The organism is Deinococcus yavapaiensis KR-236 (assembly GCF_003217515.1).
Classification (GTDB): Bacteria; Deinococcota; Deinococci; order Deinococcales; family Deinococcaceae; genus Deinococcus_A; species Deinococcus_A yavapaiensis.
This window is the reverse complement of the sequence record NZ_QJSX01000009.1, coordinates 49,344-73,275: the sequence shown is the minus strand read 5'-3', so window position 1 is coordinate 73,275 and position 23,932 is coordinate 49,344. Positions and strand designations below refer to the sequence as shown.

Below are 23,932 nucleotides of genomic sequence, written 5' to 3'. Positions count from 1 at the left end.
TCTTACGCTCCGCGGCGCGGCTCCGCACCCTCCCACTCCACAGGCACGTCGTGTCATTCAACGCGTGGCTCGAATTCAGCTCGGGTCATCTCGTCCAATAGACGCAGAATGTGCTCGTTCGAGCCGCTCGGCGCTGCCGCGCGCAGAGATTGCAGGCAAAGCGTCCTGGTGGACTTCCCTCGCCATGCTCGTCCGGGGCCGAGGGTCGATTCGCTGCGCGGGATGGGGCTAGGCGCCTTCTAAAGGGCGCTGCCGCGCCCAGAGTCATGCGCTCTTCGAAGGCCTCCGTGCGGACCGAGGGCGCCTGCCGGCGCCAGAGTCATGAGGTGCGCAAGGAGATGAGGCAGGGAAGGGAGTCTTCCTCGGCGCGCTCTGCTGACCGTCGCGTACTTTCGGCGCCTCTCGCCTTGCTGGCTGCTGAATGCGTTGGGGGGGTCGGGCCAGCAGGGATGACGCTCGAAAGGTGCTGCTCGGACCTTGAGGGCGCCTGCCGGCGCCAGAAGGTGAGGCGTATTGAAGGATTCGATGGTCTCGAAGCGAGCGCTCTCTTCCTGAGGTACGGCTGTCGTGTTCGTTGCAGACTGCGCGAAGCGCCCGCGAACGGCTCGAATGAGCCGGAAGCGGAACGGTTGAACCTCTGAGTCACACTGCAGCCAGCAGGGGAGTGGCGCAGGTCAGGGTGCCTCACGTTTCTACGGACGATTGTTCCGCGAATGCTACATTTCCTGGTTGCTGTTGGATGCCCCTTGATTCACTCCGCGCTTCGCGCTGCGTGAATTGGCCCTGACGGGCCGCATTGGAACCAAGAGAAGATTGCTCGACAGGAAGAACTGAGAGCCAGCAGGGGTGATGGTCCGGTTCTGTGGTGTCTCTGATCCATGACGAGCGGAGTACACCAAGGCTGGCAGTTTGGAAGCAATGAAAACGGGAAAACGTCGTCCAGGACGCAAGAAAGCTAAAATAAAAGGGAGAAGAACTTGTCCGTCACAGAGAGAAACATGATCACTGTCATCCAAGACGCGCTTGCCAGCAAGGAGCTGTACATCGTACGAGCGCCGCCCGGCGGTGGAAAAAGCAAGTACATGCGGAAAGCCGTTCAGCACTATTTCCAGACGTCGACCATCTCCCGGGTCCTGTGGGCCACGCAAGACACGGTCGAAGACACCTCGCTCGGCGCGGAATGCGAGCGGTACTTACGAGAAGACGGCGTCAGCGTCGTTCGCGTTCTCGGTAAAAAGCACTTCGGCATCAAATCCACCCAGAAACGCCCGCCGAAGAACGCGCAGTCGCGGTACGAGGCGCAGTTCAAGTGGCCCGCTGGCCAACCGCACGTCAAGATCGTCAGCCACGCGCACCTCCCGTTGATTTACGCCGCCTCACCCACACAGGAGATGGCGTGCCTCCGACAAGCGCAACTGCTGATCTGCGACGAAGACCCCATCAACGCGTTGCTGCACGTCAACGACTTGTGGGAGAACGAAGTACACGTTTCGCTGACGACCTTGAAAACAGGACAATTGGCGCTCGACAACGTCTCCAAGGCTGTGCAGAAACTGCTGACGCTCGCCAAGAAGGGAGGCTTGCGCAGCCTGGCTGACGAGCTCGACAACCGCATCACGCGGCGCTCCACCTTCTCGCTGACCCGCGATGCCTTCTGGCAAGCGCTGCGAGCCGAGCTGCCTGTCCCGGATTGGCAGGGATTCGCGGACACCCTCCGTGCGTTGGGCGTGCCCGACGCGTCGATCTTGGCGGCGGAGATGCGAACGGACTTCGAAAGGCGTCCTGACAGCGCCCGCGTTGGCCTGTATTGGATCGAGGGCATCGATGAAAGCAAGTTCGTGTTTCGCTTTGCCGTACGCCGCATCCTTCACGACCTGCCGCCCACGATCATCCTCGACGCGTATGCCGACCAGAACCTGTACCAAGCGCTCTTCGCTGAGCACACACGGCACTTTCGGTCGTACGGCGCCGCGCCGCGACTCGTCATCGAAGTGACGCGGGACTTGGCGTTCGACCGCCAGGATTTGAAAGGCGACAAGAAACCTCAGCGGTACCTGCACATCGCCGAGGAACTGTTCGAGTTGTGCCGGACGTCGAGCAAGGGCGTGCTGCTGCTCACCGACAAGACGACCGCGACAAGCGGACCGACGTGGCGCAAAGCGCGTGAACGCGCCGCCCTGTTCTACCCTGGCGTGGCCGAGCGGTTGAAGCAGACGCACTGGTTCGGGAAGCGAGGTTTGAACGAGTGGGACGGCTTTGACGTCGTCGCTACGACCCTCCCCAAGCGCCCACGCTTCTTCGCACTGCACGCCTTGGCGGCCCTGTACCCGATGGACGCGATTCAACGCCGCGAAGCGGCGCGAAAGCTCGAAATCAACGAGGCCTTGCAACTCTTGAACCGTGGCCGGCAACTCAACTACGCCAACAACGCGAAAGATCGGCCGCGCATCATCGTCGCCTTCGACGAGGAGTGGATGCACGACCCGGCGATCGTGGATATTCGACAGTACCAGCCGACCTTGCGGTTCAAGAGCGGCGTGCACGAACCTCGATGGTGTGACGCCGTGCGGCATCTCGCTCCGGAGTTGGAGGCGTTGCTGGGATGCGCTCCCTTGCTGGCATGGCAAGCGTTGGGCTTGCTGAAAGGCAACGCCAAGCCTGAGATCGTGCAAGCGGCCGCGCGACGCTTGCGCTTCCTGGCGCGCCCCGCGTCGAAGTACCCGTGGTTGGTGAGTTGGAAGAACGACGGCGACGCGTACCGCTGGCGTGACGTGATGCCTGCCGGACATCACATGCGCAAGGTGTACCTGGAGTCGCTGATGTCCAAGCACGGGTGGGAGAAGTTCGAGAACCTGACGAACGTCAAGAGCTCAGTGTCGACGAGACGGCAGGTGGTGTACGCCCCTTCGAGGGAAGCTGCGCAGCAAGCGCTCGACGCGCTGCTCGGCAAGTAGAAACAGCGTGGCAACGCAGCGGGATGGCAGTAAATGCAACGAAGTCCTGCGCGTGTGCGCGGCAGGAGTGAAGGAGGTGAAACGCCCCCTTCACCTTTGCCGCCGCGTAGCGCCGTTCGCACTTGGAGGGCGCTCACATCATGCCCAACCATCAAACTCGACTCAAGCGCTTGCGGGCGCGACGCGCTCGCCTGGCTGAACGGCAAGAGCGCTTGTTCGAGCGGATGGTGCAAGGCGCGTCCTGCTCGGCGAAGCGGGCCTTTGAGTCCCTTCGGGCGGGACGGGCAGGCGGCCAAGATCGAGCGCGTCATCATTTGAGCGGCGGCGTGCGTTCACCGAAGGCTACGATGCCGTCACAAGCACAAGGAGCGCATCATGACCGGCACGACGTCCACGCAGTACGAGATCCTGACCTTCGATACCCTCACGCCGACGACGATGGAAGCGGCGCTTCTCTACCACCCGCTCGCTCGGACGGGCGCACGCTACCGGCAACTCAAGATCACGCTCAGCGACAGCGCCATCAAATTGCAAAAAGGCGTCATGCAGTACGTCGACGGCCCCATCACCCTCACCGTGGAAAGCGGCGGCCTCGGCGGCATGATTTCACGCGCCGTGCGGAACGCCGCCACCGGCGACGGCGATTACAAAACGACCTTCACCGGCACTGGCGACATTTACACCGAGCCGAGCTTGCAGCACTACCTGCCGTTGGCGCTCAGCGGGGAGGAGATCGTCATCGACGACAACACCTTCTGCGCGTGCGACGCGTCCATCTCCGTGAAGCTGCACGTGAACCGCACCTTGAACGCCTTGCTGGGCGGAGAAGGTTGGATTCAAAGCAAGCTCAGCGGCACGGGCCGCGCGATGCTGCGCGTGCCTGTTCCGGTCGCGGAGATCCGCGTGGTGCGCGTACGTGGAGAGCTCACGCTTGACGGCAACTTGTCAGTCGCGCACACCGCCGGGTTGACGGTGACAGCGGAACGCGCCGCGAAAGGCTTCCTGGCGAGCAGTCGCAGCGGCGAGGGGATCGTGCAGCGTTTCCGCGGCGAAGGCAGCGTGTGGGTGATGCCGACGCTGCCGATTCACCAAGCGCTCGGTCCGGTCAGGACGACCAAGTAAGGGCAAGGCGAGCACCCGACCGAGTGCTCGCCTTGCCTCTCAGGACGACATGGCATCGAGGCTGTCCGCGGATGCGGGCGTGCCGATCTTGGCTTCCTGCCAGTCCTTGTAGGTGCGGTGCGTTCCGGCTTGGCGCCATTCGGTCCGTCCGTTGGCATTCCGGCCCATCAGCACGGCTGCCGCCGCGCTCACCGAGCCGAACGGCGTGTCTTCTTGCAGCAGCAGGGTTTTTCCGTCCGGGGTTGGCTGGAACTTTCCTTGCGCGACGAATTGCTTCCTCAAGGCCTTGTACTGAACCCACGACTCGACGCCGTCCGTGCGCGCGGTCGCCCCGGCGAGCACGACGAACTCACCGTTGACTTCCACCGCTTCCGCTCGCACGCCGAACGCGGGTTGCTCCAAGACGAAGCGAGCTTCGTCCTCCACGCGGTCAAGCAGGGAAGGCGGCTGTGTCGTCGGTGCCGGCCTGGCCACCTTGGGCCGAGCGTGCCCGAACCCCACGACGGGCAGCAACATCAGGAGTTGATCGAGGAAAAACTCCATGTCCGCGCGGTCCGCTTCCGGCAGTGGTGGAAGTTTCGCGTTGCCGCCAGCATGCTTCGTGTTCCACACGCTGGTTCGCCCTGCCTCGACAAGCAGCTGAATGAGGCGCACTTCCAAGTACCGAACATGCGCTTTGGTCAGGTTCTGGTCCTTGCTGGATGCTGCGAACGTCGTTTCCCAGAAGGCCTTGTCATCGTCCCGATCGTGATTCTTGAGGCGGTCGCCGAGACTTTCGCTTTCCCCGACGTACACGACGTCCCGGTTCGGGTCTTCCGGGTCTTGCCCGAGAAGGAGGTACACGCCAGGCTGCGCGCTTTCCTCTCGGCTCAGGAAGCGGTTGAGCTCGGAGCGTGGAAAGACGGTGACGCGGCCTGTCCAGTTGATGATCTCGCCGGTGAAGAGGTTGCCGGGCGTGCCGTCCGGGAGGAAGATGCGGATGCTGCGCCCGGTCATCGTGCTCCTCCTCGGCCAGGCGGTCGATCGTTCAATGGCGAAAAGAGATCGTCGGCGAGATCGAAGCAGTGGTAGCGGTAGAACACGGTGGGTCCTTTACGAAGTAGGCGCATGTTGAAGGCACGCATGGCTTGAACGACGGTCTCGTCTTGAAAAGCGCGTTCCACGCTGGTGATGGTGGGCGCGAACAGGAACACGTGATCCTCTCCGCTGGTTCGGTACTGGATGTTCTCGATGGTGAGTCCCAAGGACGCGACGTGCTCCTGCCAACGGGTTCCCCAGCGGTCGTGGAGGGGTGTACGGGCGATGTTGCAGGCGTACTCGGGTCGCTCGGGCCCGTCGAACACCATCAGCGTCTCCATCAAGTTGATGTTCACGCGCGACAAGCTCGTCTTGTTCGTGCTTGGCAAGCACGACACGGCCCAAAAGGTGAGCTCCGTGCGTTTCGGCGCGGGAATCGTACGTGCAACGTACGTGCCGAGCGCCCAGCGAATCTCCTCGTAGTGGGGGTGGCGTTTGAGTCGTTCGAACTTCGCGTGGTAGCGACGGCGAAGATCGTCGTCTTGTACGCGCGTCTCCTCGTCGGGAAGCGCCTGCCCGTCGAGCCACGCTCGCTGCTCATCAGGTGTGACGAGCAGGTCGAGGTCGCGCTCTCCCGTGACGACGCTGGCGAACACGATGTTCCGCAACGGCACCCGCCCGCGCTCCAACGCGTGGATAACGTGACGCTCGACTTCATCCAGTTGGCGTTTGGGTACGCGGCGGAATGTCATGTGCGTGATGTCGGGGTGGGTTTTACGGTGGTCGTGGAAGCGGCGTGTGACGTCGACGCTCTGCCCGGCGTACGCTTCTCCGTTGGCGAAGTGCAGCACGTAGATACCGCACCGCTCGCTGCCGCGGTACAAGTCGGCGACGGAGCGCCGTCCCGCCACCTCTTGAAAGGCGGGGAAGCCGAGGTCGGCAGTCAAGTCGAACAGGGAGGAAGTGGACATGATCTCCTTACCAGGCTTCCGCAGAGCGCGCGGGCGATTTGATCACGGCCGCACCACTTCCCTGAGTTCTTCGAGGGTGTTCTGCAAGCTGGTGTTGCGGCCCCACTGGTGATTGCGGACTTTCACGTCCGCGATCCGTGCGTCCCGCTCGATCTCGTCGAGCGCTTCTTGCGGCTCCATGCCGCCCTCCAGAAGCTCGATGAGGCGCTCGGTGAGGGGCATGCGGTAGCCCCACGGGCGCTCCTCTTGGTAGTCGCGCAGGGCGTCGATGAGATTGTCGTTCATGGATGCCTCTGAGGCATGTGAGCCTACGCGAAAAGGGGAGAGTTGACTGCTGCACAAGAGGCTGCAAGCTCGACATGCTGAGTGGCTCGACATCTTGTACCGTGGAAGAACAAGTTTCGCCTCTTCGTCCACCGCTTCCGCAGAAGGAGATGCCGTAATGAATGCTCGGCCTGCCTGGATCATGCCGGTCGTTATTACCTTAAGCTCAGGGGCATTCGCACAGCAAACCACGCACTTTGCCGTGAGGTTCTTTGACTGTCGAGGTAGCGTCGAGCAACGCGTGACGAATGCACGAACCGACGTTTCAACGTTCCGCCGTGCTCCCTTGGGAGAAATGCAAGGGCAGGCCAACACCAAGGAACGCGTATTTCAAGTCGCGACCCGTCCCGGTCCTGCCTATCAATTCGCTGTCTCTTCGTCTAGAGGCGTGGCCGTCTTGAGACCGAGTCAGAACGTCGCCGTGCTGACCGCAGCAATCGTTTTTCAAAACGACGTTCTGCATTACACTTTGACGATGCCCCTTGGCTCAACAAACGCCGCTCTCCTTACGGCGACCAATGCTACGGGTACGACGCTGGTGACGGCGCGATGCCGCTGGGCGGTCAAACCGATTCGCTGAATTGAGTGCGTCGTAGTGCACGAACTCGCCCACTTGATCGAGCGGCACCACAACGCGCACTTCCTCGCCTTGCTCGACCAGCACCTGCCGACGTGGCAACGTTGGCGAGACGAACTCAACGCCGCGCCGTTGGCATGGAAAGCTTGGTAAGTTGGTGCGCAGCGCTCCGCCAAGAGTGAGTTCCCGTCGTCTTTCCGCGCCTCATTCAATTCGTAAAGAGCTGCATGAATTTCAGGCCTGTGCGATCAACATTCCATTATTGTTGTGGGCTTCTCAGCACTTTAGCCGCTTCAAGACGTCACCAATGCCTCGAAGATCGAACGTATCAGTGTAAGGAACTCCCTTCTGATCGTTGGCGCGAAGCGTCACTTGCTTTGCCGACTTGGCACTTGTCAAGAAGCGGGAGACCATGTTCGTCGGAATGTACGCCCACGTGCCTTTTTTGCTTTCATCAAATTTGAACGGTCCGACAGATGGCGTTTTGTCGAACCGCCAGTACATGTCGTACGAAGAAGGCCCCAGGTAAGTGGATGGATCGAAGGCGACAGTCAGTTCACCCTCTTGGCACCACAAGTGCAAGGCAGTGTCGCTATCCACCAGTCCATCCGTGTAAGCGTAACTGGCGTTTTTGTCCGTGATCGGATCGGACTCCTGCACAAACCTGAATGCGCCAAGCGTCATCCTCTGCGCTGCGACCGGTGCGGCCAGCAGAAGAAATGCCAGCGTTGCTGCGAGCTTTTTCATGTGCCCTCCAACCCGGGTGTAGCACGCGCCCTCCTACTTTCGCGGCACAAATGTGGAGCGACGTGCCGAGTTGGCTGGTGGGCCGCGGAAAAGGAGGGCAGTACCTTCAAAGGCGCCTTAGAACAGCAGCCCGAGCAAACCGAGAATCGCGCCGATCACGCCGCCGGCCAAGGCGATCGTGCTCAGACGCTTCGCTTCGGCAAGCTGCGCGTTCAAGTTGTCCAAGGCTTGGGATCGCGCCTTGAGCTCGCTCGTCAACGTGCCGACTTCCGTTTGTACATTGGCGCGGTGCGCGTCGAACTGCTGAGCCAAGCGTGCAGTCAAAGCGTCCTGCGCGCGCTGCCACGCTTGCTGCGCTTCGGTCAGCGTCTGCTCGACGCGCGCTTGTCCTTCGCGTTGTGCGAACTTGACGGCGTCGATCTCCTGCTCGACGCCGAGTTGAAGGCGCTGCAAGTCACCTCGGGCGTGGTCGAGGACGGCTTGCGCGTCCGAGAGCGCCCCGGTGGCTTGCGTCGTGACGCGCTTCATCTCGTCGTACGACTCGGCGAGGCCCGTGAACTTCGCGCGCACCTCGGCGAGTTGCCGCACCTGGGACGCGGCTTCTTGAATGAGGGCGAAAGCTTCTTGCACGTCGCGTTCGAGCGAATCGAGCGCGTCGAGTCGAGTCGGGTGGGTCATGCGGTGATCTCCTGCAAGGCAGCGTTGAGGTCGGCGAGCGGCATGAGAACGTCACGCTGCAAAGCGGTTCGAAGCTCGCCGAGTTGAAGGGTGGAGCGTCGCGCTCGAAGTGCGCGGCTTGACGTTGAACTTTCCCCGAACGTGCGGGTCGCTTCGCCTTCGAGGTACTTCAAGTCGTCGGCGCGGCCCGTGTCGAAGGGACTGCCGGACGTGACGATCCACGAAAAGGCGTGGTCGGGGTTGACGTCGCGGGCGCGTTCGTAGAACAAGCTGACAGCGTCTCGGTCGGTGCCGCGACGCGCGCTTTCCTCGAAGCCAAACCGCAGGTAGTCGAGCGCCGCTTCCTGCTGACCCGGGCGGTGCGCGCTGAGGTCGCCGGCGAGGTACAACGCGGACAAGTTCGTGCCGTCCCGTTCCAGAATGTGCGTGGCGCGCGCCAGAATGCCGATGGTGGCGCCGTGCTCCACGGCGAGCTCCGCGACTTTGCGAAGCGACGCCGGGTCGAACGTCTCGATGACTTGGTGCAGTTCGCGCGCCACTTGCTCGATGTGCACGTCACGCGTCGGCACCGTCGCGGACGTCTGCTTGAACTGCAAGTCGGGTACGCACACGTCGCAAAACCCGCAGTTGTACGTGTTCTGGTCGATGTGATCGATCGTGTCGAAGATGCCGCGGATGACGACGCGGCGGCACACGCCGTCTCGGCGGCTGCGCGCGTACGCCAACTCGTTGCGGAGCATCTGGTACCGCATGCGCGGCACCGTTCGGTACACTTCGTCGAGCAGCACCGTGAGGGCTTTGCGCAGCACGTCGAGCTTGTTCTCGCCCGCGCTCGCCGCGTTCACGCGTCGTCGCTCTTTGCCGTCCGCGCTGACGCGTGGAAGCACCGGCGCCATCACCTTGGCGGGGTCGGGCGTGCCGCTTTGCCGCAGCAAGTCTTCCAGCTCCGTTCGCACGCTGTCGACAGTCCAGGCGGGGTTGAGGTCGATGTGGAATCGTACGCGCCGCAAGCTGGTGTACTGCAGCGCGTACCCGCGCAGCACGCCGAGTTGCTGCAGGCGGTACAAGCTGAGCTGCGTGTGCTTGAGGTCCTCGTCGTCGTCCGTCTCGATCGCTTGACCGCTCACCACGCGCTCCAAGGTCTTCTCGACTTGCTCGACGGCGTGCTCGACGCCCGGGTAGCTTTCCTGCACGAAACGCGCTTGCCGTCCGTAATCGCACAAGCTTTCGAGCCCGAACGGGCACTTGTGGAACTTGAAGTTCCGCTCGTCCGTGACGCACGGTGGCCGCCCGTCCTTGGAGAGGTGCTGCGACCAGCAGCTTTCCGTGGGTGGCGCGTAGATCAGCGCGGCGTGCGCGTGCGCGCCGTCACGCCCCGCGCGCCCGGCTTCCTGGTAGTAGCCTTCGAGGCCGGACGAAAGGGCGTGGTGCACGATGAAGCGGATGTTGCGCTTGTCGATGCCCATGCCGTAGCCCTTCGTGGCGACGAGCAACGGAAAGCGGCTGTCGCCGAAGTCGTCTTGCGTGGCGAGCACTTTCTCTTCCCACTCGTCGTCGTACACGGCGCGTTGAAAGACACTGTCGCACTCCAGGCAACGCGAACCGTACTTGAACGCGTGCCCAGCCGCGCGGATTTCTTTGGGGGACGCGGAGACGAACATCGTTGAGTTGCACTCCGGGCAGTACGACGGCGATGAGCTGGCGTGCACGTTCACCATGGCCGGATCGTGCAGCAAGCGTTCGCGCACGCTCTTGGCGATCGCGTGCACGCCCTCGAAGACGCTCGACTTGCCGTGCGGGTTGGCGTACACCGCGAACACCACGCCCGCGTGCTCGTAACGCTCGCTCGCCCGGAGCGGCACGATGTCCTCGTACTTCATGCGCAGCGCCTTCGGCACGACGTCATGCACCACGTGAGCGAGCAAGTCTGCTTTCGAACGGTACGGGCTGTCGTTCAACGCGTGTACCGAGAGGCTGATGGTGGGTCGGTCGCTGCTCGCCAACTGCTCGACGTCACCCTCGTCGAGGCCGAGCACTCGCAGCACGTCCGCACGGACCGGCGCGGACGCCGTCGCGGTGAGGGCGATGATCGGCACGTCCCGACCAGACGCTTCGCGCAGCAACGTCCGCAAACGGCCGATCTGCAAGTACGCCGGGCGGAAGTCATGGCCCCACTCGGACACGCAGTGCGCTTCATCCACGACGAGCGCGCCGACCGGCGTGTTGCTCATGGATGCGCGCAACTCCTCGTAAAAGCCTTTGATCTGCAAGCGTTCGGGCGCGACGTACAGCAAGCGGTACGCGTGCGTGCGGAACCCGTCGAGTTTGGCTTCCTTCGCGGCTTTCGAGTCGGTCGAGCTGATCGACTCGGCACAAACGAGACCTTGACGGTGGAGTCCGTGAATTTGATCGCGAATCAACGCCTTGAGCGGGCTGATGACGAGGGACGTACGAGGAATCAGCAGCGCGAACAACTGGAAGACGAGCGACTTCCCGAACCCTGTCGGCAGCAAGCCCAGCCCGGACGTTTGACGCAATGCCCGCGCGACGAGCTTGAACTGCTCGGGCTTGAGTTCCGGCACGCCGAAGAAGCGACGAGCGAAGAAGTCGAGCACGTCACGCTGCGGACTCACCGGCTGCGCTTGCAGTGGCGGCGTGCGCCCCACTTGGGCGAGCAGCGCGTGGGACCGAGCGTCGAGGTCGTGCGGCAAGAGAACCGGGCGCCGCGATGGAAACGGCTTCGGAGCCAGCACGACGTCGGCCGCATCAACGTCCAGAGGGTCGTTGGAGAACGTCACGTTGAACGGCGTGCTCCAAGCGTCGGGCGTCGCCGCGTTCGGTTGCAGCGACTCGCCCAGGAACGCTTCGAGGACGCTGCGGTACAACGCCTCGTCCGCGGGGCGATGCACGGTGAGGTGAATGCGAGGCAGCCGCACCTGCTGGCCGTACAACGCGAAGATCCGCTCGGCGCAAGCGACAAGGTCGAGCAAGGCCAAGCCGATGACGGGGGAGGCGGCCTGTGCATCCACAACGTGAAGTTCAGCGTCGCCGCGATCCGTGGTCTCGGCGAGCAAGGCCAGCAAGGCTGTCTGCGTCCGCGCGAACGCCTGCGGCACTCCTTCGAGTAAAGACGTGATCTTCGCGTCGCTCGGCCCTTCCGAGAGCCCTTGGTCGTGCGCGCGCCACACTCGGCCGAGGGTCGCGTCCATCATGGCAAGCTCGTTCAGAACGGCTTCCGCGCGTCCCGAGCGGATGTCGTTGACCGTGAACGGCACGTAGCGGTAGCCGTGCGCGCCCAAGTCTCGCTGTCGGCTCTTCTCGTCCTCGAAGACCTCCGGTGTGACGCGGTCTCGGGCGTGGTACGCCGCGCCTTCGATCTCGATGGCGTACTTCACGTCTCCGTGCAATGCGAAGTCGATGCGGCGCGCCTTGCCGAGGGAGTCCGTGAAGCGTTCTTGTGGCGTGAGGAGGCTCAGGCCGTGCAGGCCAAAGGCAGGCACGAACGCTTCCTCCAAGAAGATGCGTTCCGCGAAGTGCTCGTCCGAGCCGCTCGTCGGCCGGGTCAGGTCGTGGGCTCGAATGAAGTCGTCGAGCGATGCGTACGTACGTGTGGAAGCGCGACGTTGACGGTCACGCAGCGTTCCCGGGCGTGCCCCTGTGAAACGCCACGCCCGAACGCCGACGTGCTCGCCCGCCCCGAACAGCAAAGGCGTGCGAACGAATTCCGCTTCAAGGACGCTGGAGTCGAGTTGAAGGGCGCTGTGCAGCAATGCCGCGCGTACCGGCGCGGGGACAGCTCCAAGAGGTTGTTGCGGCGTAGATCCTAAGACTGTGAGGCCGCACAAGTGGTACACCAACTGCCAAGGCGACGTTGAGAACATGTGACAGCCTTATCAGAACACAGGAGAACGCATGATGGGCCACATTCGCCTGCTGCTAATTTATTTTCCTTTCATGTTCGGCTGCCTCAAAGGTTCGTTCAGCAAGTCGCGCGTTGCTATGATCGGGCGGCAAGCACCACAACCAAAGCAGCAGCAAGAAGTGACCGCCTCAGTGTCAATCTCTCCACACCGAAAGGACGACGCCATTGGCAAGCATGGACAGCGTCATCTACCAGATCGTGAACGGGCAACTCGTCGAAATGCGAGAGCAACCCTACGACACCGAAGCGCTCCTGCAAGACCTCCTCGCTTCCCACCCGAACTTGCTGGCGGGCGAGCAGATGAACCCCGCGCAACCACGCCGCTGGCTGCTCGTCCGGCAGGAGATGTCTGTTCCGGACACACAGAATGGAAGTGGACGCTGGTCCCTGGATCACCTCTTCCTCGATCAAGACGCCGTCCCGACGCTCGTTGAAGTCAAGCGCAGCAGCGACACGCGCATCCGACGGGAAGTCGTCGGGCAGATGCTCGACTACGCCGCGAACGCCGTCGTGTACTGGCCGGTCGAGCAACTGCGCGCGGACTTCGAACAGCTGTGTGATGACCGTGGCGTCGACGCGAACGACGAAATCACGCAGCTCACCGAGGGCGGCGATCCGGACGCGTTCTGGCTGCAAGTCAAGACGAACTTGCAAGCGGGCCGCATCCGCATGATCTTCGTCGCGGACGTCATTCCTCCGGAATTGCGCCGCGTCGTGGAGTTCCTCAACGGGCAGATGGACCCGGCGGAAGTGCTCGCTTTGGAAGTCAAGCAGTTTCGCGGTGGGAACACGCAAGCGCTGGTGCCAAGACTCATTGGCCAATCGGCGGCTGCCGAGCAGAAGAAGAACGTTTCTGCCTCACCAGGAGAAGCGCTTTGGACGTCAGAGCGCTTCTTGGCCGCCATCGCCTCCAAAGGTGAAGCGGCCACGCGGCTCGCTCAACGAATCCTCGACCGAGCCGCACAACGAAGCTGGACGGTCGTCTGGGGCAAGGGGAAGACCCAGGGCTCGTTCATGATCGGACCTCCGGGAATGAAGCACCGGCTCGCCTACGTTTGGACCTACGGGGTCATTTGGATCGGTGTTGATCAGCTTCGCCAGTACCCCCCGTTCGATGATCCTGAGCGAAGAGCGGACTTCATCCGGCAACTCAATGACGTGGCGAATGAAGCGTTGCCCCACACCAACCCAGATCAAGGCTATCAATTGCCCCTGGAGATCTTCGCGCAACGAGGTGAGGCGCTGATCGACCTCATCGACCAGTGCATTCAAGAGGTCGCAGCGAAACGGCAGCAGGTCTGAAGGGCACGACGAGCGCCCTCCCCGCTTGAACTGCCAGGTTGAGGACTCGGGACTTTGCGAAGCTGGCCGAGCAGCGTGTACACGCGCACGGCACGAACCAGCCGGCATCGCATCAAAGCGGGCAGTGCCTGAGGGGAGCCACGCTCACACCTCCAAGGGGACTCAACGCCAGGGCTGACCTCCGGACCTTCGATGGTAAGCAGCGTTCTTCGCCTTGCTGGCTCAAGGGAAACGGGAGAGATGAAGAACTCGAAAGGTCCCTGGTCGGCGCGGCCACGCCGCGTTGACCCGACCGGAGGGAGCAGGGAAGACCGGACGCACCCTGAAATGACAGGTCGGGCGGCGCCCTCCCGACCGACCGAAAATGCAAGGGTGCGTCCGATCGGAAGGTTGCCGTTCCACGCGTCCAGGCCACGACGCTTGACGAGTACCGCCGTGCGGCGTAAGCTGCGAACGCGCTCGAAAGAACGATCCCTCGAAGCACGCGAAGTGGGAAAAAGCTCGTCCTGGAGCGTTTGCAGCTGCGGCTGGTTGAAGGGGCACGCCTGGAAAGCGTGTGTACGGGCAACCGTACCGAGAGTTCGAATCTCTCCCGTTCCGCCAGAAATCCTGTAGGACAACAAACAAGTCCTGGCGGGAAGAAACAGCGGCGAGCCACTTGATGGCTCGCCGCTCACTCGATGTGGACTGTCTGTGGGTAGCGGACTGAAAAGTTGCTCAGTCGGCAGCTTGCATTGGCAATCGCCGGGGAATAATCGCCCCGAGATTAGACATGTGATCAAGCAATTCCTGCAAGATGCCCTGACGATAATTTTTGATGTAATCGATGAGTCTTTATGGCTCACGATGTCGCCAGGCATTCCTCGACGCGAGGCGAAGGTGTGCCGAAGGTCGTGACCCCGCAGAGGAGCCAGCGACGACAGAGTACACAGCTCGGCCTCCACAACTTCGAGAAGTCCGCGGACTGGCTTGGAGTCTCTTGTTCTATTGCCTGGCCGACGACGACTTCGAGCCTCGACAGTGGCGCTCGCGATTGCAGCGTGTGTTGGAAAAGCTCAAGGACGCCATGCGCGAGTCGAGGCACTGACCGTCCTCATCCCTTGTAGGCAGTGGTAGCTTGACCCCATGATTCCTCGGGTGTTGATTCTATGCACTCACAACTCGGCGAGAAGCCAGATGGGAGAGGGCTTGCTGCGAGCGCTCGCACGGCGGCACGGCGTTGCCTTGGAGGCTCACAGCGCGGGAATCGAGGCGACCTTCGTGAAGCCGCCTGCCATCGAAGTGATGGGTGAACTTGGCATCGACCTCTCGTCGCATTCCAGCAAGACGTTGTTCGACGTGCCCGATCCTTGGAACTTCGACTTCGTCATCACGGTTTGTGACAGTGCGGCCGAAGCGTGCCCCGTCTACCCCGCGAAGACGACACGCTTGCACTATCCGTTCACCGACCCGAGCGGGGGCAGCTTGGCGCGTTGGCGGGCGGTGCGTGACCAGATGAAGGCGCGACTCGAAGCGTTCGTGCTGGCCCTGAGGGACGGCGGCGATTTGCCCGCCTCGTACGAACGCACGCCCGCCCCCGAAGACGCATGATGTCGTGAGCGACGTTCCGCTCTCCCGAGCCATCACGGCCGAACTCGTCGGTACCTTCGCCCTGGTGTTCTTCGGACCTGGCGCGGCGGTCGTTCAAGCTCAAATGGGCGCGCTCGGACAGGTCGGCGTTGCCCTCGTCTTTGGACTCAGCGTCGCCACGGTCATCGCCGCTTTCGCACCGATCAGCGGAGCGCACATCAACCCTACCGCAACCTTCGCGCTCGTTTTGGCCGGGAAGTTCCCCCATTCCCGCGCCATGCCCTACATCCTCGCGCAGTTTGTCGGCGCGGTGTTCGCGGGCTTCGTGTTGCTGGCGCTGTTCGGCCGAGCAGGGAACCTTGGAGCGACGGTGCCTGCCGGAAGCGTCACGCAGGCGTTCATGTTGGAGTTGATCCTCACGTTCTTCCTGCTGCTCGTCGCACTGAGAAGTGGGCTGCCCTGGATCGTGGGTGGCGTCGTTGCCCTCGAAGCGCTGATGGGCGGGCCGCTCACGGGAGCGAGCATGAATCCGGCGCGTTCCATCGGCCCGGCCCTCTCGAGCGGCGTGTGGACGGCCCACTGGCTGTACTGGGTGGCACCCTTGGTGGGTGCCGCGCTCGCCGTGTTGGTGAACCGCGTGATCAGCCCGAGGTCTGCCCGTGAGTTGGAACCTCGACCGCAAGACGCTCGCGAGTTTCATTCCGGCGAAGCGTGAAGGAGGCGTCCGATGACGGACGGCAAAGAGCGGCGAGACATCGCGTTTCGCCAGGCGGATGAGAACGCCCTAATGGCCGTGGAGGCGCTGCTTTGCGCGTCGAAGCTCCCTCTCGACGGGGTTCGGGGGCATTTGGCGAACTTCGTGCTTGCCGTAGAGGATTAAGGTGACTCGCTCGACGTGATCGGCTCGGAACGGTACGACTCGCACGGGTTGCTGCGTTCGGTCGCAGTGCGTGACGACTTGCGGGGCAGTGCGCTGGGAAGCGTATGGATGCAGATGCTTGCCGAAGCGCGAGCGGAGGGCTTGCAGAGCTTTGTGCTGCTCAAGGCGCCGGCAGGAGAGGTTCTTCCTGAAGTTCGGTTTCGAGGAAATCGTTCGTGACGAGGTGCCGAAGGGTGTGCGTCACAGGAGTTTCGAGGGGCATGCCCGAGGTCGGCGACGGTGATGCACTTGCTCTCCATATAACGTATTGACATTTTTCGATCCATAAGGCACGATACATCCATGAAGTTCGATCAAACAGCCGAGGTGTTCAAAGCGCTCGGCGACGTGCACCGTCTCAAGGCCCTGCACTTCCTCGCCACCGCCGACCGCACCTGTTGCTCCACCGGGCAAGGCGTGTGCACCTGCGACGTGCAAGACCACCTCGGCCTCAGTCAGCCCACCACCAGCCACCACATGAAACTTCTCGTCGACGCCGGCCTCGTCACCGCCGAGAAGCGCGGCAAGTACACCTACTACACCCTCAGCCCCAAAGGATTCGAGATCGCCCGCTCCGCCCTGAACTCGCTCGCCACCGCCTTGCCGAAGGCGGTCAAGGAGGCCGTATGAACCCGTGGATGTCTCTGCAAGTCGCGCTGGACCGTCAAGCCCAACTTCGCTCGGAAGCCGACACGCGACGCTCGCTGTGCTGCCTGACGGCGAATGCCGTGCCCACCTCGCCGAAGGTGCAGGTCGCCACGCCCGTGTCCTCGTCCGCTTGCCTCACCTGCTGATTTTTAGCCTCAATACATCGAAGAAGTTCGATCAAAGGAGACCGTCATGACCCAGATCCTCACCGCGCCCGACCGCACCCAAGCCTTCCTCGACACCCTCGAACCCCACGCGAACAAGCTCCTGATCTTCCAACTTCACGGCGAGACGCTCGTACGCGAGGGCTACCACGTCACCGAAGTCAAAGCCGTCACCATCGAAGCCATGGACTGCGGCGGTCGCGCCGACGCCTGGCGTGAAACCGTCGTGCAACTCTGGAACGGCGGAGGCGAAGAAGACCAAGGCTTCATGACCGTCGACAAGTTCCTCGCCATCTACCGCCGCGTCGCCGCGAGCGTTCCCGTTCGACGTGACGCCAAGCTACGTTTCGAGTACGGCGACGCCGTCCATCCCACCATCCAATACTTCGTGGGCAGCGTCGACGCGCAAGTGGACCGCGTCCTCGTCAATCTCGGCTACCCCGCCGTGTCCTGCAAGCCGAACGACGAACGCATTGCCGCCGGGGAAGCCGCCTGCTGCGGCCCCGCCAGCGCTCGTACCGCCGAACTCGTCGCGCTCGACGTTCTGCCGACCGCGCCCGCAAAGGGATGCTGTTGAGCGACAGCGAAGCCACCCGGGGGAGCGTCACGCGCTCCCCTTCGTTCTACGGCTGGACGATCGTTCGCGCGCTCGCCCTGACCACGACCGTCTCGTATGGCGTTTTGTACTACTCGTACGCGGTCTTCCTGCCCGCCATGGAACACGACCTCGACCTCAACCGCGCGCAAACAAGCGGAGCGTTCTCGCTTGCCCTGCTCGTAGCTGGTCTGGTCGCGCCTCTTGTCGGTCGGACCGTAGATCGCCGCGGCGCGCGAATTGTCATGACCTTCGGAGCGATCCTGGCAACCTTGCTGGTCTTGGCATGGTCTCGCGTCACGACCCTCCCGGATTTGTACGCCACATGGCTCCTCATGGGCGTGGCGATGGCCTGCGTGTTCTACGACCCCGCCTTCGCCGTCGTCGCCCGCTGGTTTCGCCGGGACCGCCCGAAGGCCCTGCTGATCATCACCCTCGTGGCGGGCTTGGCCAGTACGATCTTCGTGCCCCTCACCACCGCCTTGGTGACCGAGTTGGGCTGGCGAGCCGCGCTCTTCGCGCTCGCGGGACTGCTCGGGGTCACGACGGTGCTGCCTCACGGGCTGCTTCTTCGACGCGACCCTGCAGATCTCGGGCTGATGCCAGACGGCACCGGGTCAGTGCAAGCCGTGTCCAGGCAACCTTCCCGAACGTCACTTCGGGATTTGACGCGCAACAGCAACTTCCGACTTTTGGCCCTTGCGTTTTCGCTCGCTCAATTCACGGCCGTGGCCCTCGCGGCGCATCTCGTGCCTCTTCTGCTGGAGCGCGGGTACACGCCGTCCTTCGTTGGTCTTGCTGCGGGCGGAGTAGGTCTCGCCGCCTTGCCGGGCCGTGCGCTGTTCGCTCCATTCTTGACACGCTGGTCGCTCGGATTCCTGGCGACGGCGGTGTTCACGCTGCGAGGCACGGCCCTGCTGATTCTTCTTGCCGTACCCGGTGTCATCGGCGTGTGGGCCTTTGTGCTGCTGTTCGGCATGGCCAATGGCATGACGACCCTCGTGCGCGCGTCAATGGTCGCGGATCACTTCGGCAGCGAGAACTTCGGTCTGGTTGCGGGAAGCTTGTCGTTCATCTCGTCGCTCGCGCAAGCAGCCGCCCCGTTCGCGGTTGGCGCACTTCATGGGGCGGCGAGTGGCTACACGTCGTCGCTCTGGCTGCTGCTCGTCGTTGGTGCCGCCTCGGTCGTGGCCGTGATGAACGCCGCGCGGTCAGCAAAGGTGACATTTGCGGCGACGTGAAGTCGACCTTGTGAGCCAACGTCAACGACGAACCTCTTCAGCGAAGAGGTTCGTCGTTGTTTGTTGTTCGTTTGGGAAGCGTTCGGGGCTCGGTCACGAGGGCGTGGACTCGTCCCACTTGCCATTCGGGAACTCGTGGGGGTTTTCTTTGCACTGCGATCATGCTCGTCCTGAAACGCCCGTGGATGGAAGGACAGGAACAAACGCGGCTGGACGAGACGGTCACACTGCACCAAATGACCGAGTTTAAGTCCAACGATCCTCTGCACGGTGTCACCCTCGAACGGATGTTGGTGGAGTTGATCGACTTTTACGGTTGGCAAGAACTGGCCAGGCGCGTGAAGGTCCGAGCGTTTCAAGACCAGCCGAGCGTGCCGTCCGCCTTGAAGTTCTTGCGGAAAACGCCGTGGGCGCGCGAGAAGGTCGAGCAGTTGTACCTGTACATGTTGCGCAAGCACCGGCATTGAGCGCCGCGCCGAACAAGATCAGACGGTCGGCTGGCGCCCCGCTTCCTGCTGGCGTTCCACATCGAACGAGGCAACACGGACACGCTTCATACCAAGTCGCTCGACACGTCGTGAACGCCAAGGTCGTCTCTGCCAAGGTACAGGGGCGGTCCCGCTTGGCGCCGGAAGTGGGTTGCGAAGTTCCCGAACGTGTCGAAGCAGTCGACGGAAGAACGGTCCCGAGAGGAACCGTTCCTGGTCAATCACCTTTCGAAAAGGCCGAACCTCGATTGACTTCCCGAGCGAGGTTGTCGAGGACTTTGCGGCGCACGTCGTCCACGCTGTCCTTCTTCGAGACGCGCACCTTCAAGAACTTCGCGTGCGCCCGTACCTCGTCGTCCGACGCTGCCGCGACGTGCGTTTGGAAGGCGGGCAGTCCGTGCTGCACCACGAACGTCAACGGATCCACGTCTACCTTCGGCGCTTTGGCTTTCGGCATCTTCGGCGCGGCTTTCACGGCTGGCTTGACGCCAAGAGCGTCGTTCAAGGCTTGGGCGAACTCCGGGTGTTCCGCCGCGTGCTTTTCCAGGAACGTCAGGAGGCGGCGAATTTGCTGCAAGGCTTCAGGCTTCGACACGGTTCATCAACTCCTTCGCGAAATCAGCGGCGTACTCGTACAACGCTTGACCGCCCGACAAGGAACGGCCGTACTTCTCCTTGAAACTGATGAAGCCGCGCGAGTAGTCCACGGCGTCCGCGAAGGCGTTCGCCTGAGGAATGCTCGTCTCGAACATCGTCGCGGGCGCGGCGCCCGCCTCTTCGAAGGCGCGCTGCAACTGAGCGGGCAGAATGCGCTTCGTGCGGTCGTGACTCGACGAGTTCGACTGCACCTTCGTCAACACCAAGCCGAGACAGCGCACCTTCAACTTGCGGTCGCGGCGCAGCTTCTCCACGCGGCGAATGATTTGCGGAATGCCGTACGTCGACAAGCGATCCGGAATCGTCGGGATGACGTACCAATCGCTGATCTCCAAGCCGTTTTGTGTAATGTAGCCGAGGTTCGGCGGGCAGTCGATCAGCACGTAGTCGTACTGACTCAGGATTGGCTGCAGCGTGAGCTTCACGACGTCGATCGGGGACATCGTGTAACTGGTCTTGTACGAGATGTCGCTCATGCGGTCTTGCACGTCGATGAGCTTGAGGCTGGACGGAATGAGATCGAGGGTGCTCGTCGGAAGGTTCGAGACTTTACGGATGGTGGCGCGCTCCGGGTCGAACACGTCGGTGCCTTCGAGCTTGTCGATGAACAGTTGGGCGAGCGTCTGCCCGGCTTGATCGCACTGCAACCAGCGGTCCTCGCCGATCAGAGCGATCGTGGCGTTCGTCTGCGGATCGAGGTCGATGACGAGCACGCGCCGACCGTGCAACGACGACAAAGCGTCCGCGACTTGAACGAGGGTGGTCGTCTTGCCGACGCCACCCTTGAGATTGATGAAGCTGATGATGTGCGGCATGAAATCCGTTGCATTCTAGTGTCGCTCCACATCGAGAGGGCCGCATTTGACGTTTGCGCTGGGAGTCGAACGCAGCGAGGCAAGTGCGCCGACGACGCCTCGAGCTCTTCGTATGCTGACGACATGCGCGAAGTGAACGCCGACCACCGAAGGAACCCCGCATGACCGTCAAGCCTTACAGCCCCCGCGAACTCGCCCACGCGATTCAAGACGTCGCGCCACAACCGCTCGGCATGCTGCTGTACAACCTCGGGCGTCCCGACGAGTGCCCCGTGTGGCTGCTGCCGAATTTCGAGACGCCCGCGCATCACCGCGCGAAAATCGGCGTGTGGCCGTGGGGCGACGAGCACATCTTCGTTCAGTGGTGCGTCGAGAAAGGCGTGGAAGGCTCGGCGTCCGCGCTGTTTCCACCCTCGGATGTCATGACGCCGAAATGGGCATGGCACGACTTCACGCGTCGCGCGGCGTCCAAGGAGTTCGACGTGCGCTTGCAAGACGTCGCGAAGCGAACGCCGCTGCCGCTCACGGTGCGAATCACGCTCGGCACGGCCACGCCCGGCGCGGGGCGCGACTACCACGGCGTGGACGCGCAGACGATCGTGTGGCACGTCGAGCAGAACAAGTTGATCCGTGACGACGATTACTCGCAGTTCGGGCCGTACAACGAAGCCTTGCCGGAAGCGACCAGCGTGCGCGCCATCGAGTACCTGCTGACGCAAACGCAGGACATGCCGTGGCGGTGGATCGACTTCGGCGTCGGCATCGTCCTGCCGCTTTGGCATGGCACGTTCGACGTCGCGACCATCTGGCGTGAAGTGCTCGCACCTTGGCAAGACTGGCTGTAAGAGCAAAGAACGACCGTCCAAGCTCTTCGAAGCGCGTACTGTCCGTCGGAGCCCCTGAAGCAAGTGGCTCCTGCCCCTTTCGCCTTGGTAGCCTCATGCCGAACTTCACGTTGAGCAGGAAGCGGAACGGGAGAGGTGAAGAACTCGAAATATTTCTGCCCGACCGGAGGAAATAGGGAAGACCGGACGAACCATGAAGTGACAGGTCGGGCGACGCCCTTCTGTCCGACCGATCTTCGACTATCCCTGCAGCAGAAACGAGCTTTTGCCGACGCGAAGCATGAGGCTGACGAGCGGGAGGAGCAGCATCGAGAGAACGGCGAGCAGGGCCGCGTACAGAAGCACGTGCTCGAAGCGCGAGAACAAGGTAAAGAAGCGAACTTGCGCTCCGAGTCCGTCCGTGCGGGCGAGCAACTCTCCGGCCATGACGGCGACAAACGCGTAACTGAAGGCGCGGCGAACATAAACTTCGCGGGAGTCCTCGAGCTTTCGCCGACCCAACGCCCAGATTTGAACGGCGAACGCCGCGACGGCCAAGCCCGTCGCGGCCGTCTCGTCGAGTCCCAAACTGGGAATGAGGTTGATCGCGACCATGAGCAGCAACCACGGCACCGAAAGGAAGGCCAGCACCCAAGGCGTCGCCTTGGCCTCGATGCGTCGGCTCACGCGCATCAACCGCGCGAGGCTCACGCCGACGATCAATCCGATCACGATGACGGAAGCGAGCCGAACGGTCGTCGCGCGTACCGCGCCGAGGATCTCTTGCCGCTCCTCCCAGACCCACTGCAACTCGGATCGGTAGAACGCCAAGAGCAAGAGGGCCGCCACGCCCGCGAGGAGGAGTCCCACCTTGCTCGCGCGGTTCATCAGGCCGCCTCGTGTCCGAGGAGGTCGATGACCTTGCGCGAAAGCGCCCACACCCGAGGATCGTCGAAAGGGCGTGAGCGGTCCAACTGCGCGTTCACGTCGATGACGTGACGTTCACGGGCGGGCCGTCCCGCGATGATGACGATTCGGTCGGCGAGCATCACCGCTTCGATGGGGTTGTGCGTGACGAGCAGGGTAGTCGCGCGAGTTTGTTGCAGCAGCCGCAGCAGTTCCGCGCGAAGTTCGTTCGCCGTCAGTTCGTCGAGCGCTCCGAACGGCTCGTCCAACAGCAGGAGGTTCGGCTCGATGATCAAGGCGCGGGCGACCGCCGCCCGCTGGGCCATTCCCAGCGACAACTGAGACGGGTAGTCACGTTGCCGTCCGGCGAGACCGACGCGCGCCAGTTCGTGCGAGACGCGCGCCGCCGTGACGTTCGGCTGGACCAACGTCAAGTTTCCCTCCAACGTCAACCAAGGCAGCAGGCGAGCGTCTTGAAACACGTAGCCCACGCGGGGCGGGGCGCTGAAGGTCAAGCGGCCCTCGTCGGCCCTCGTGAGTCCCGCTGCGAGATTCAGCAAGGTCGTCTTTCCACAGCCGCTTCTTCCGACGAGCGCGATGACTTCACCGGGAGCGACCTCGAGGTTGAGGTGTTGCAGGATCGTCCGCGTTCCACCTTCATGGGCGAAGCGCTTCTCGATGCCCTCGAACGTCACGCCGATCATGCCACTTCTCCTTTCCAACGAAACGCGTGGTCGCCGAACGCCGCGAAAGCGTAGTCGAGGGCGGCAAGGAGGATCGTCATCGCCAGTCCGTAGGCGAGGATGCCGCGCATCTCGAATTGCTGGAAGTAAAACGAGATCATGTACCCGACGCCGCTCGTGCGCCCGAACACCTCGCCGAAGACCACCATCTTCCACGACAGGCTCAACGTGACGCGCGCTGTGCCGAGCGCCGCCGGCAGCATTTGAGGAAGCATCACCCACCGCAGGGTCGCGCCTCGGCTCAAGCGGAACGCCTGAGCCATTTCCGCCAACCGCGGGTCGAGTGCGCGAACGCCTTCGCGCACTTGAACCACGACCGTCGGCAGGAGGATGACGGTGATCGCCGTGATCAAAGCCCGCTCGTTGAGGCCGATCAAGAGAAAGGCGACGAGCAGGAGCATGATTCGTGGTGCGGACAAGCCCGCCGCCAACCAAGACTCGGCCGTCCAGTACGCTCGCTTCGAGCGGCCCAGCCACCACCCGAGCGGAATTCCGATGAGAAGCGCCAAGGCGAACGCCCCGAGGACCCGTCCGATCGTGATGCCGAGATGCCCCCAGAAGACGCCCCGGGCGATTTCCCGCCCGAGGAACTGCAAAGTCTCCGCCGGGCCCGGAAAGATGTCCGGACCCAGCAACGCCGTCATGCCCGGCCAAGCGGCGAAGAGGGTCAGCAGACCGACGAATCGCCACAACCACCGACGTGGACGACGCGTTTTCTTCGCGGCAGTTGATGGGGCCGGTGACGACGT

The 23,932-nt window shown here is 62.8% G+C and carries 24 protein-coding genes and 1 tRNA gene; 14 read left to right on the top strand and 11 right to left on the bottom strand.

Annotation, left to right across the window (positions count from 1 at the left end; genetic code table 11):
* The first annotated feature begins 998 nt into the window (after positions 1–998).
* Positions 999–2,954: a hypothetical protein gene (locus tag DES52_RS12225; protein ID WP_110887104.1), complete on the top strand. Its 1,956-nt coding sequence runs from the start codon at positions 999–1,001 to the stop codon at positions 2,952–2,954.
* 375 nt (positions 2,955–3,329) lie between these two features.
* A complete protein-coding gene (locus DES52_RS12220) occupies positions 3,330–4,076 on the top strand; it encodes an AIM24 family protein (RefSeq protein WP_110887103.1) in 747 nt (248 codons plus the stop codon).
* Between the two features lie 39 nt (positions 4,077–4,115).
* On the opposite strand, the gene DES52_RS12215 is transcribed toward DES52_RS12220, so the two are convergent.
* From DES52_RS12215 to DES52_RS12205, 3 genes are read right to left on the bottom strand one after another with little or no spacing between them, the layout of a single operon-like run.
* Complete coding sequence (locus DES52_RS12215; protein WP_110887102.1) at positions 4,116–5,072, bottom strand: GIY-YIG nuclease family protein; 957 nt, start codon at positions 5,070–5,072, stop codon at positions 4,116–4,118.
* Positions 5,069–6,064, bottom strand: a complete 996-nt coding sequence (locus DES52_RS12210) for a GIY-YIG nuclease family protein (protein WP_110887101.1) — start codon at positions 6,062–6,064, stop codon at positions 5,069–5,071. Before DES52_RS12210 ends, DES52_RS12215 begins: the two co-directional genes overlap by 4 nt.
* 42 nt (positions 6,065–6,106) lie before the next feature.
* Positions 6,107–6,349, bottom strand: coding sequence for a hypothetical protein (locus tag DES52_RS12205; RefSeq protein WP_110887100.1), 243 nt, complete (start codon positions 6,347–6,349; stop codon positions 6,107–6,109).
* A 619-nt stretch (positions 6,350–6,968) separates the two neighbouring features.
* On the opposite strand from DES52_RS12205, the gene DES52_RS23300 reads away from it, so the two are divergent.
* Positions 6,969–7,118, top strand: coding sequence for a M48 metallopeptidase family protein (locus DES52_RS23300; RefSeq protein ID WP_342767083.1), 150 nt, complete (start codon positions 6,969–6,971; stop codon positions 7,116–7,118).
* 123 nt (positions 7,119–7,241) lie between these two features.
* Here DES52_RS23300 and DES52_RS12195 read toward each other — a convergent pair whose 3' ends face one another.
* From DES52_RS12195 to DES52_RS12185, 3 genes are all read right to left on the bottom strand, one after another.
* Positions 7,242–7,712, bottom strand: coding sequence for a hypothetical protein (locus tag DES52_RS12195; protein WP_110887099.1), 471 nt, complete (start codon positions 7,710–7,712; stop codon positions 7,242–7,244).
* Positions 7,713–7,829: 117 nt separating this feature from the next.
* Complete coding sequence (locus DES52_RS12190) at positions 7,830–8,390, bottom strand: hypothetical protein (protein WP_110887098.1); 561 nt, start codon at positions 8,388–8,390, stop codon at positions 7,830–7,832.
* Entirely contained in the window at positions 8,387–12,271 is a 3,885-nt protein-coding gene (locus DES52_RS12185; protein WP_110887097.1) for a DEAD/DEAH box helicase, read from the bottom strand. Before DES52_RS12185 ends, DES52_RS12190 begins: the two co-directional genes overlap by 4 nt.
* A gap of 206 nt (positions 12,272–12,477) precedes the next feature.
* Here DES52_RS12185 and DES52_RS12180 point away from each other — a divergent pair, with 206 nt between their 5' ends.
* From DES52_RS12180 to DES52_RS12145, 10 genes are all read left to right on the top strand, one after another.
* Entirely contained in the window at positions 12,478–13,614 is a 1,137-nt protein-coding gene (locus DES52_RS12180) for a PDDEXK family nuclease (protein WP_146237276.1), read from the top strand.
* Positions 13,615–14,122: 508 nt separating this feature from the next.
* Positions 14,123–14,217 (top strand) — tRNA-Ser (locus tag DES52_RS12175).
* Positions 14,218–14,742: 525 nt separating this feature from the next.
* Positions 14,743–15,204, top strand: a complete 462-nt coding sequence (locus DES52_RS12170) for an arsenate reductase ArsC (RefSeq protein ID WP_110887206.1) — start codon at positions 14,743–14,745, stop codon at positions 15,202–15,204.
* 4 nt (positions 15,205–15,208) lie between these two features.
* Positions 15,209–15,898, top strand: a complete 690-nt coding sequence (locus DES52_RS12165; protein ID WP_170131033.1) for an MIP/aquaporin family protein — start codon at positions 15,209–15,211, stop codon at positions 15,896–15,898.
* A 12-nt stretch (positions 15,899–15,910) separates the two neighbouring features.
* Positions 15,911–16,063 (top strand): hypothetical protein, encoded by a 153-nt coding sequence (locus DES52_RS22955; protein WP_170131032.1) that lies wholly within the window; start codon positions 15,911–15,913, stop codon positions 16,061–16,063.
* A gap of 342 nt (positions 16,064–16,405) precedes the next feature.
* Positions 16,406–16,732, top strand: a complete 327-nt coding sequence (locus DES52_RS12160) for an ArsR/SmtB family transcription factor (RefSeq protein ID WP_110887094.1) — start codon at positions 16,406–16,408, stop codon at positions 16,730–16,732.
* On the top strand, positions 16,729–16,896 hold the full coding sequence (locus DES52_RS22950; RefSeq protein WP_170131031.1) for a hypothetical protein: 168 nt from the start codon (positions 16,729–16,731) through the stop codon (positions 16,894–16,896). Before DES52_RS12160 ends, DES52_RS22950 begins: the two co-directional genes overlap by 4 nt.
* Before the next feature lie 46 nt (positions 16,897–16,942).
* Complete coding sequence (locus DES52_RS12155; RefSeq protein ID WP_110887093.1) at positions 16,943–17,491, top strand: DUF6428 family protein; 549 nt, start codon at positions 16,943–16,945, stop codon at positions 17,489–17,491.
* The gene (locus DES52_RS12150) at positions 17,488–18,750 is read left to right on the top strand and encodes an MFS transporter (RefSeq protein WP_170131030.1); all 1,263 of its coding nucleotides are present in this window, start codon (positions 17,488–17,490) and stop codon (positions 18,748–18,750) included. Before DES52_RS12155 ends, DES52_RS12150 begins: the two co-directional genes overlap by 4 nt.
* A gap of 161 nt (positions 18,751–18,911) precedes the next feature.
* Positions 18,912–19,217 (top strand): VF530 family protein, encoded by a 306-nt coding sequence (locus tag DES52_RS12145; RefSeq protein WP_245900962.1) that lies wholly within the window; start codon positions 18,912–18,914, stop codon positions 19,215–19,217.
* Between the two features lie 238 nt (positions 19,218–19,455).
* Here the strand turns inward: DES52_RS12145 and DES52_RS12140 are convergent, their stop codons facing one another.
* A complete protein-coding gene (locus DES52_RS12140; RefSeq protein ID WP_110887091.1) occupies positions 19,456–19,833 on the bottom strand; it encodes a hypothetical protein in 378 nt (125 codons plus the stop codon).
* On the bottom strand, positions 19,820–20,710 hold the full coding sequence (locus tag DES52_RS12135) for a ParA family protein (protein WP_110887090.1): 891 nt from the start codon (positions 20,708–20,710) through the stop codon (positions 19,820–19,822). Before DES52_RS12135 ends, DES52_RS12140 begins: the two co-directional genes overlap by 14 nt.
* 161 nt (positions 20,711–20,871) lie before the next feature.
* Between DES52_RS12135 and DES52_RS12130 the strand changes: the two genes are divergently transcribed.
* Entirely contained in the window at positions 20,872–21,555 is a 684-nt protein-coding gene (locus DES52_RS12130; protein WP_110887089.1) for a hypothetical protein, read from the top strand.
* Positions 21,556–21,795: 240 nt separating this feature from the next.
* Here DES52_RS12130 and DES52_RS12125 read toward each other — a convergent pair whose 3' ends face one another.
* From DES52_RS12125 to DES52_RS12115, 3 genes are read right to left on the bottom strand one after another with little or no spacing between them, the layout of a single operon-like run.
* Positions 21,796–22,422: a hypothetical protein gene (locus DES52_RS12125; RefSeq protein ID WP_110887088.1), complete on the bottom strand. Its 627-nt coding sequence runs from the start codon at positions 22,420–22,422 to the stop codon at positions 21,796–21,798.
* On the bottom strand, positions 22,422–23,144 hold the full coding sequence (locus tag DES52_RS12120) for an ABC transporter ATP-binding protein (RefSeq protein ID WP_110887087.1): 723 nt from the start codon (positions 23,142–23,144) through the stop codon (positions 22,422–22,424). The genes DES52_RS12125 and DES52_RS12120 overlap by 1 nt, the downstream gene beginning before the upstream one ends.
* The gene (locus tag DES52_RS12115; protein ID WP_170131029.1) at positions 23,141–23,875 is read right to left on the bottom strand and encodes an ABC transporter permease; all 735 of its coding nucleotides are present in this window, start codon (positions 23,873–23,875) and stop codon (positions 23,141–23,143) included. Before DES52_RS12115 ends, DES52_RS12120 begins: the two co-directional genes overlap by 4 nt.
* Positions 23,876–23,932 lie beyond the last annotated feature (57 nt).

Excerpts from the sequence above, each read along its gene's own strand:
- DES52_RS12205 (WP_110887100.1), bottom strand. The coding sequence starts at position 6,349 with ATGAACGACAATCTCATCGACGCCCTGCGCGACTACCAAGAGGAGCGC.
- DES52_RS12220 (WP_110887103.1), top strand. The coding sequence starts at position 3,330 with ATGACCGGCACGACGTCCACGCAGTACGAGATCCTGACCTTCGATACC.
- DES52_RS12135 (WP_110887090.1), bottom strand. The coding sequence starts at position 20,710 with ATGCCGCACATCATCAGCTTCATCAATCTCAAGGGTGGCGTCGGCAAG.
- DES52_RS12210 (WP_110887101.1), bottom strand. The coding sequence starts at position 6,064 with ATGTCCACTTCCTCCCTGTTCGACTTGACTGCCGACCTCGGCTTCCCC.
- DES52_RS12160 (WP_110887094.1), top strand. The coding sequence starts at position 16,406 with ATGAAGTTCGATCAAACAGCCGAGGTGTTCAAAGCGCTCGGCGACGTG.
- DES52_RS12215 (WP_110887102.1), bottom strand. The coding sequence starts at position 5,072 with ATGACCGGGCGCAGCATCCGCATCTTCCTCCCGGACGGCACGCCCGGC.
- DES52_RS12225 (WP_110887104.1), top strand. The coding sequence starts at position 999 with ATGATCACTGTCATCCAAGACGCGCTTGCCAGCAAGGAGCTGTACATC.
- DES52_RS12185 (WP_110887097.1), bottom strand. The coding sequence starts at position 12,271 with ATGTTCTCAACGTCGCCTTGGCAGTTGGTGTACCACTTGTGCGGCCTC.
- DES52_RS12190 (WP_110887098.1), bottom strand. The coding sequence starts at position 8,390 with ATGACCCACCCGACTCGACTCGACGCGCTCGATTCGCTCGAACGCGAC.
- DES52_RS12195 (WP_110887099.1), bottom strand. The coding sequence starts at position 7,712 with ATGAAAAAGCTCGCAGCAACGCTGGCATTTCTTCTGCTGGCCGCACCG.
- DES52_RS12120 (WP_110887087.1), bottom strand. The coding sequence starts at position 23,144 with ATGATCGGCGTGACGTTCGAGGGCATCGAGAAGCGCTTCGCCCATGAA.
- DES52_RS22950 (WP_170131031.1), top strand. The coding sequence starts at position 16,729 with ATGAACCCGTGGATGTCTCTGCAAGTCGCGCTGGACCGTCAAGCCCAA.
- DES52_RS12155 (WP_110887093.1), top strand. The coding sequence starts at position 16,943 with ATGACCCAGATCCTCACCGCGCCCGACCGCACCCAAGCCTTCCTCGAC.
- DES52_RS12125 (WP_110887088.1), bottom strand. The coding sequence starts at position 22,422 with ATGAACCGCGCGAGCAAGGTGGGACTCCTCCTCGCGGGCGTGGCGGCC.
- DES52_RS12130 (WP_110887089.1), top strand. The coding sequence starts at position 20,872 with ATGACCGTCAAGCCTTACAGCCCCCGCGAACTCGCCCACGCGATTCAA.
- DES52_RS12145 (WP_245900962.1), top strand. The coding sequence starts at position 18,912 with ATGCTCGTCCTGAAACGCCCGTGGATGGAAGGACAGGAACAAACGCGG.
- DES52_RS22955 (WP_170131032.1), top strand. The coding sequence starts at position 15,911 with ATGACGGACGGCAAAGAGCGGCGAGACATCGCGTTTCGCCAGGCGGAT.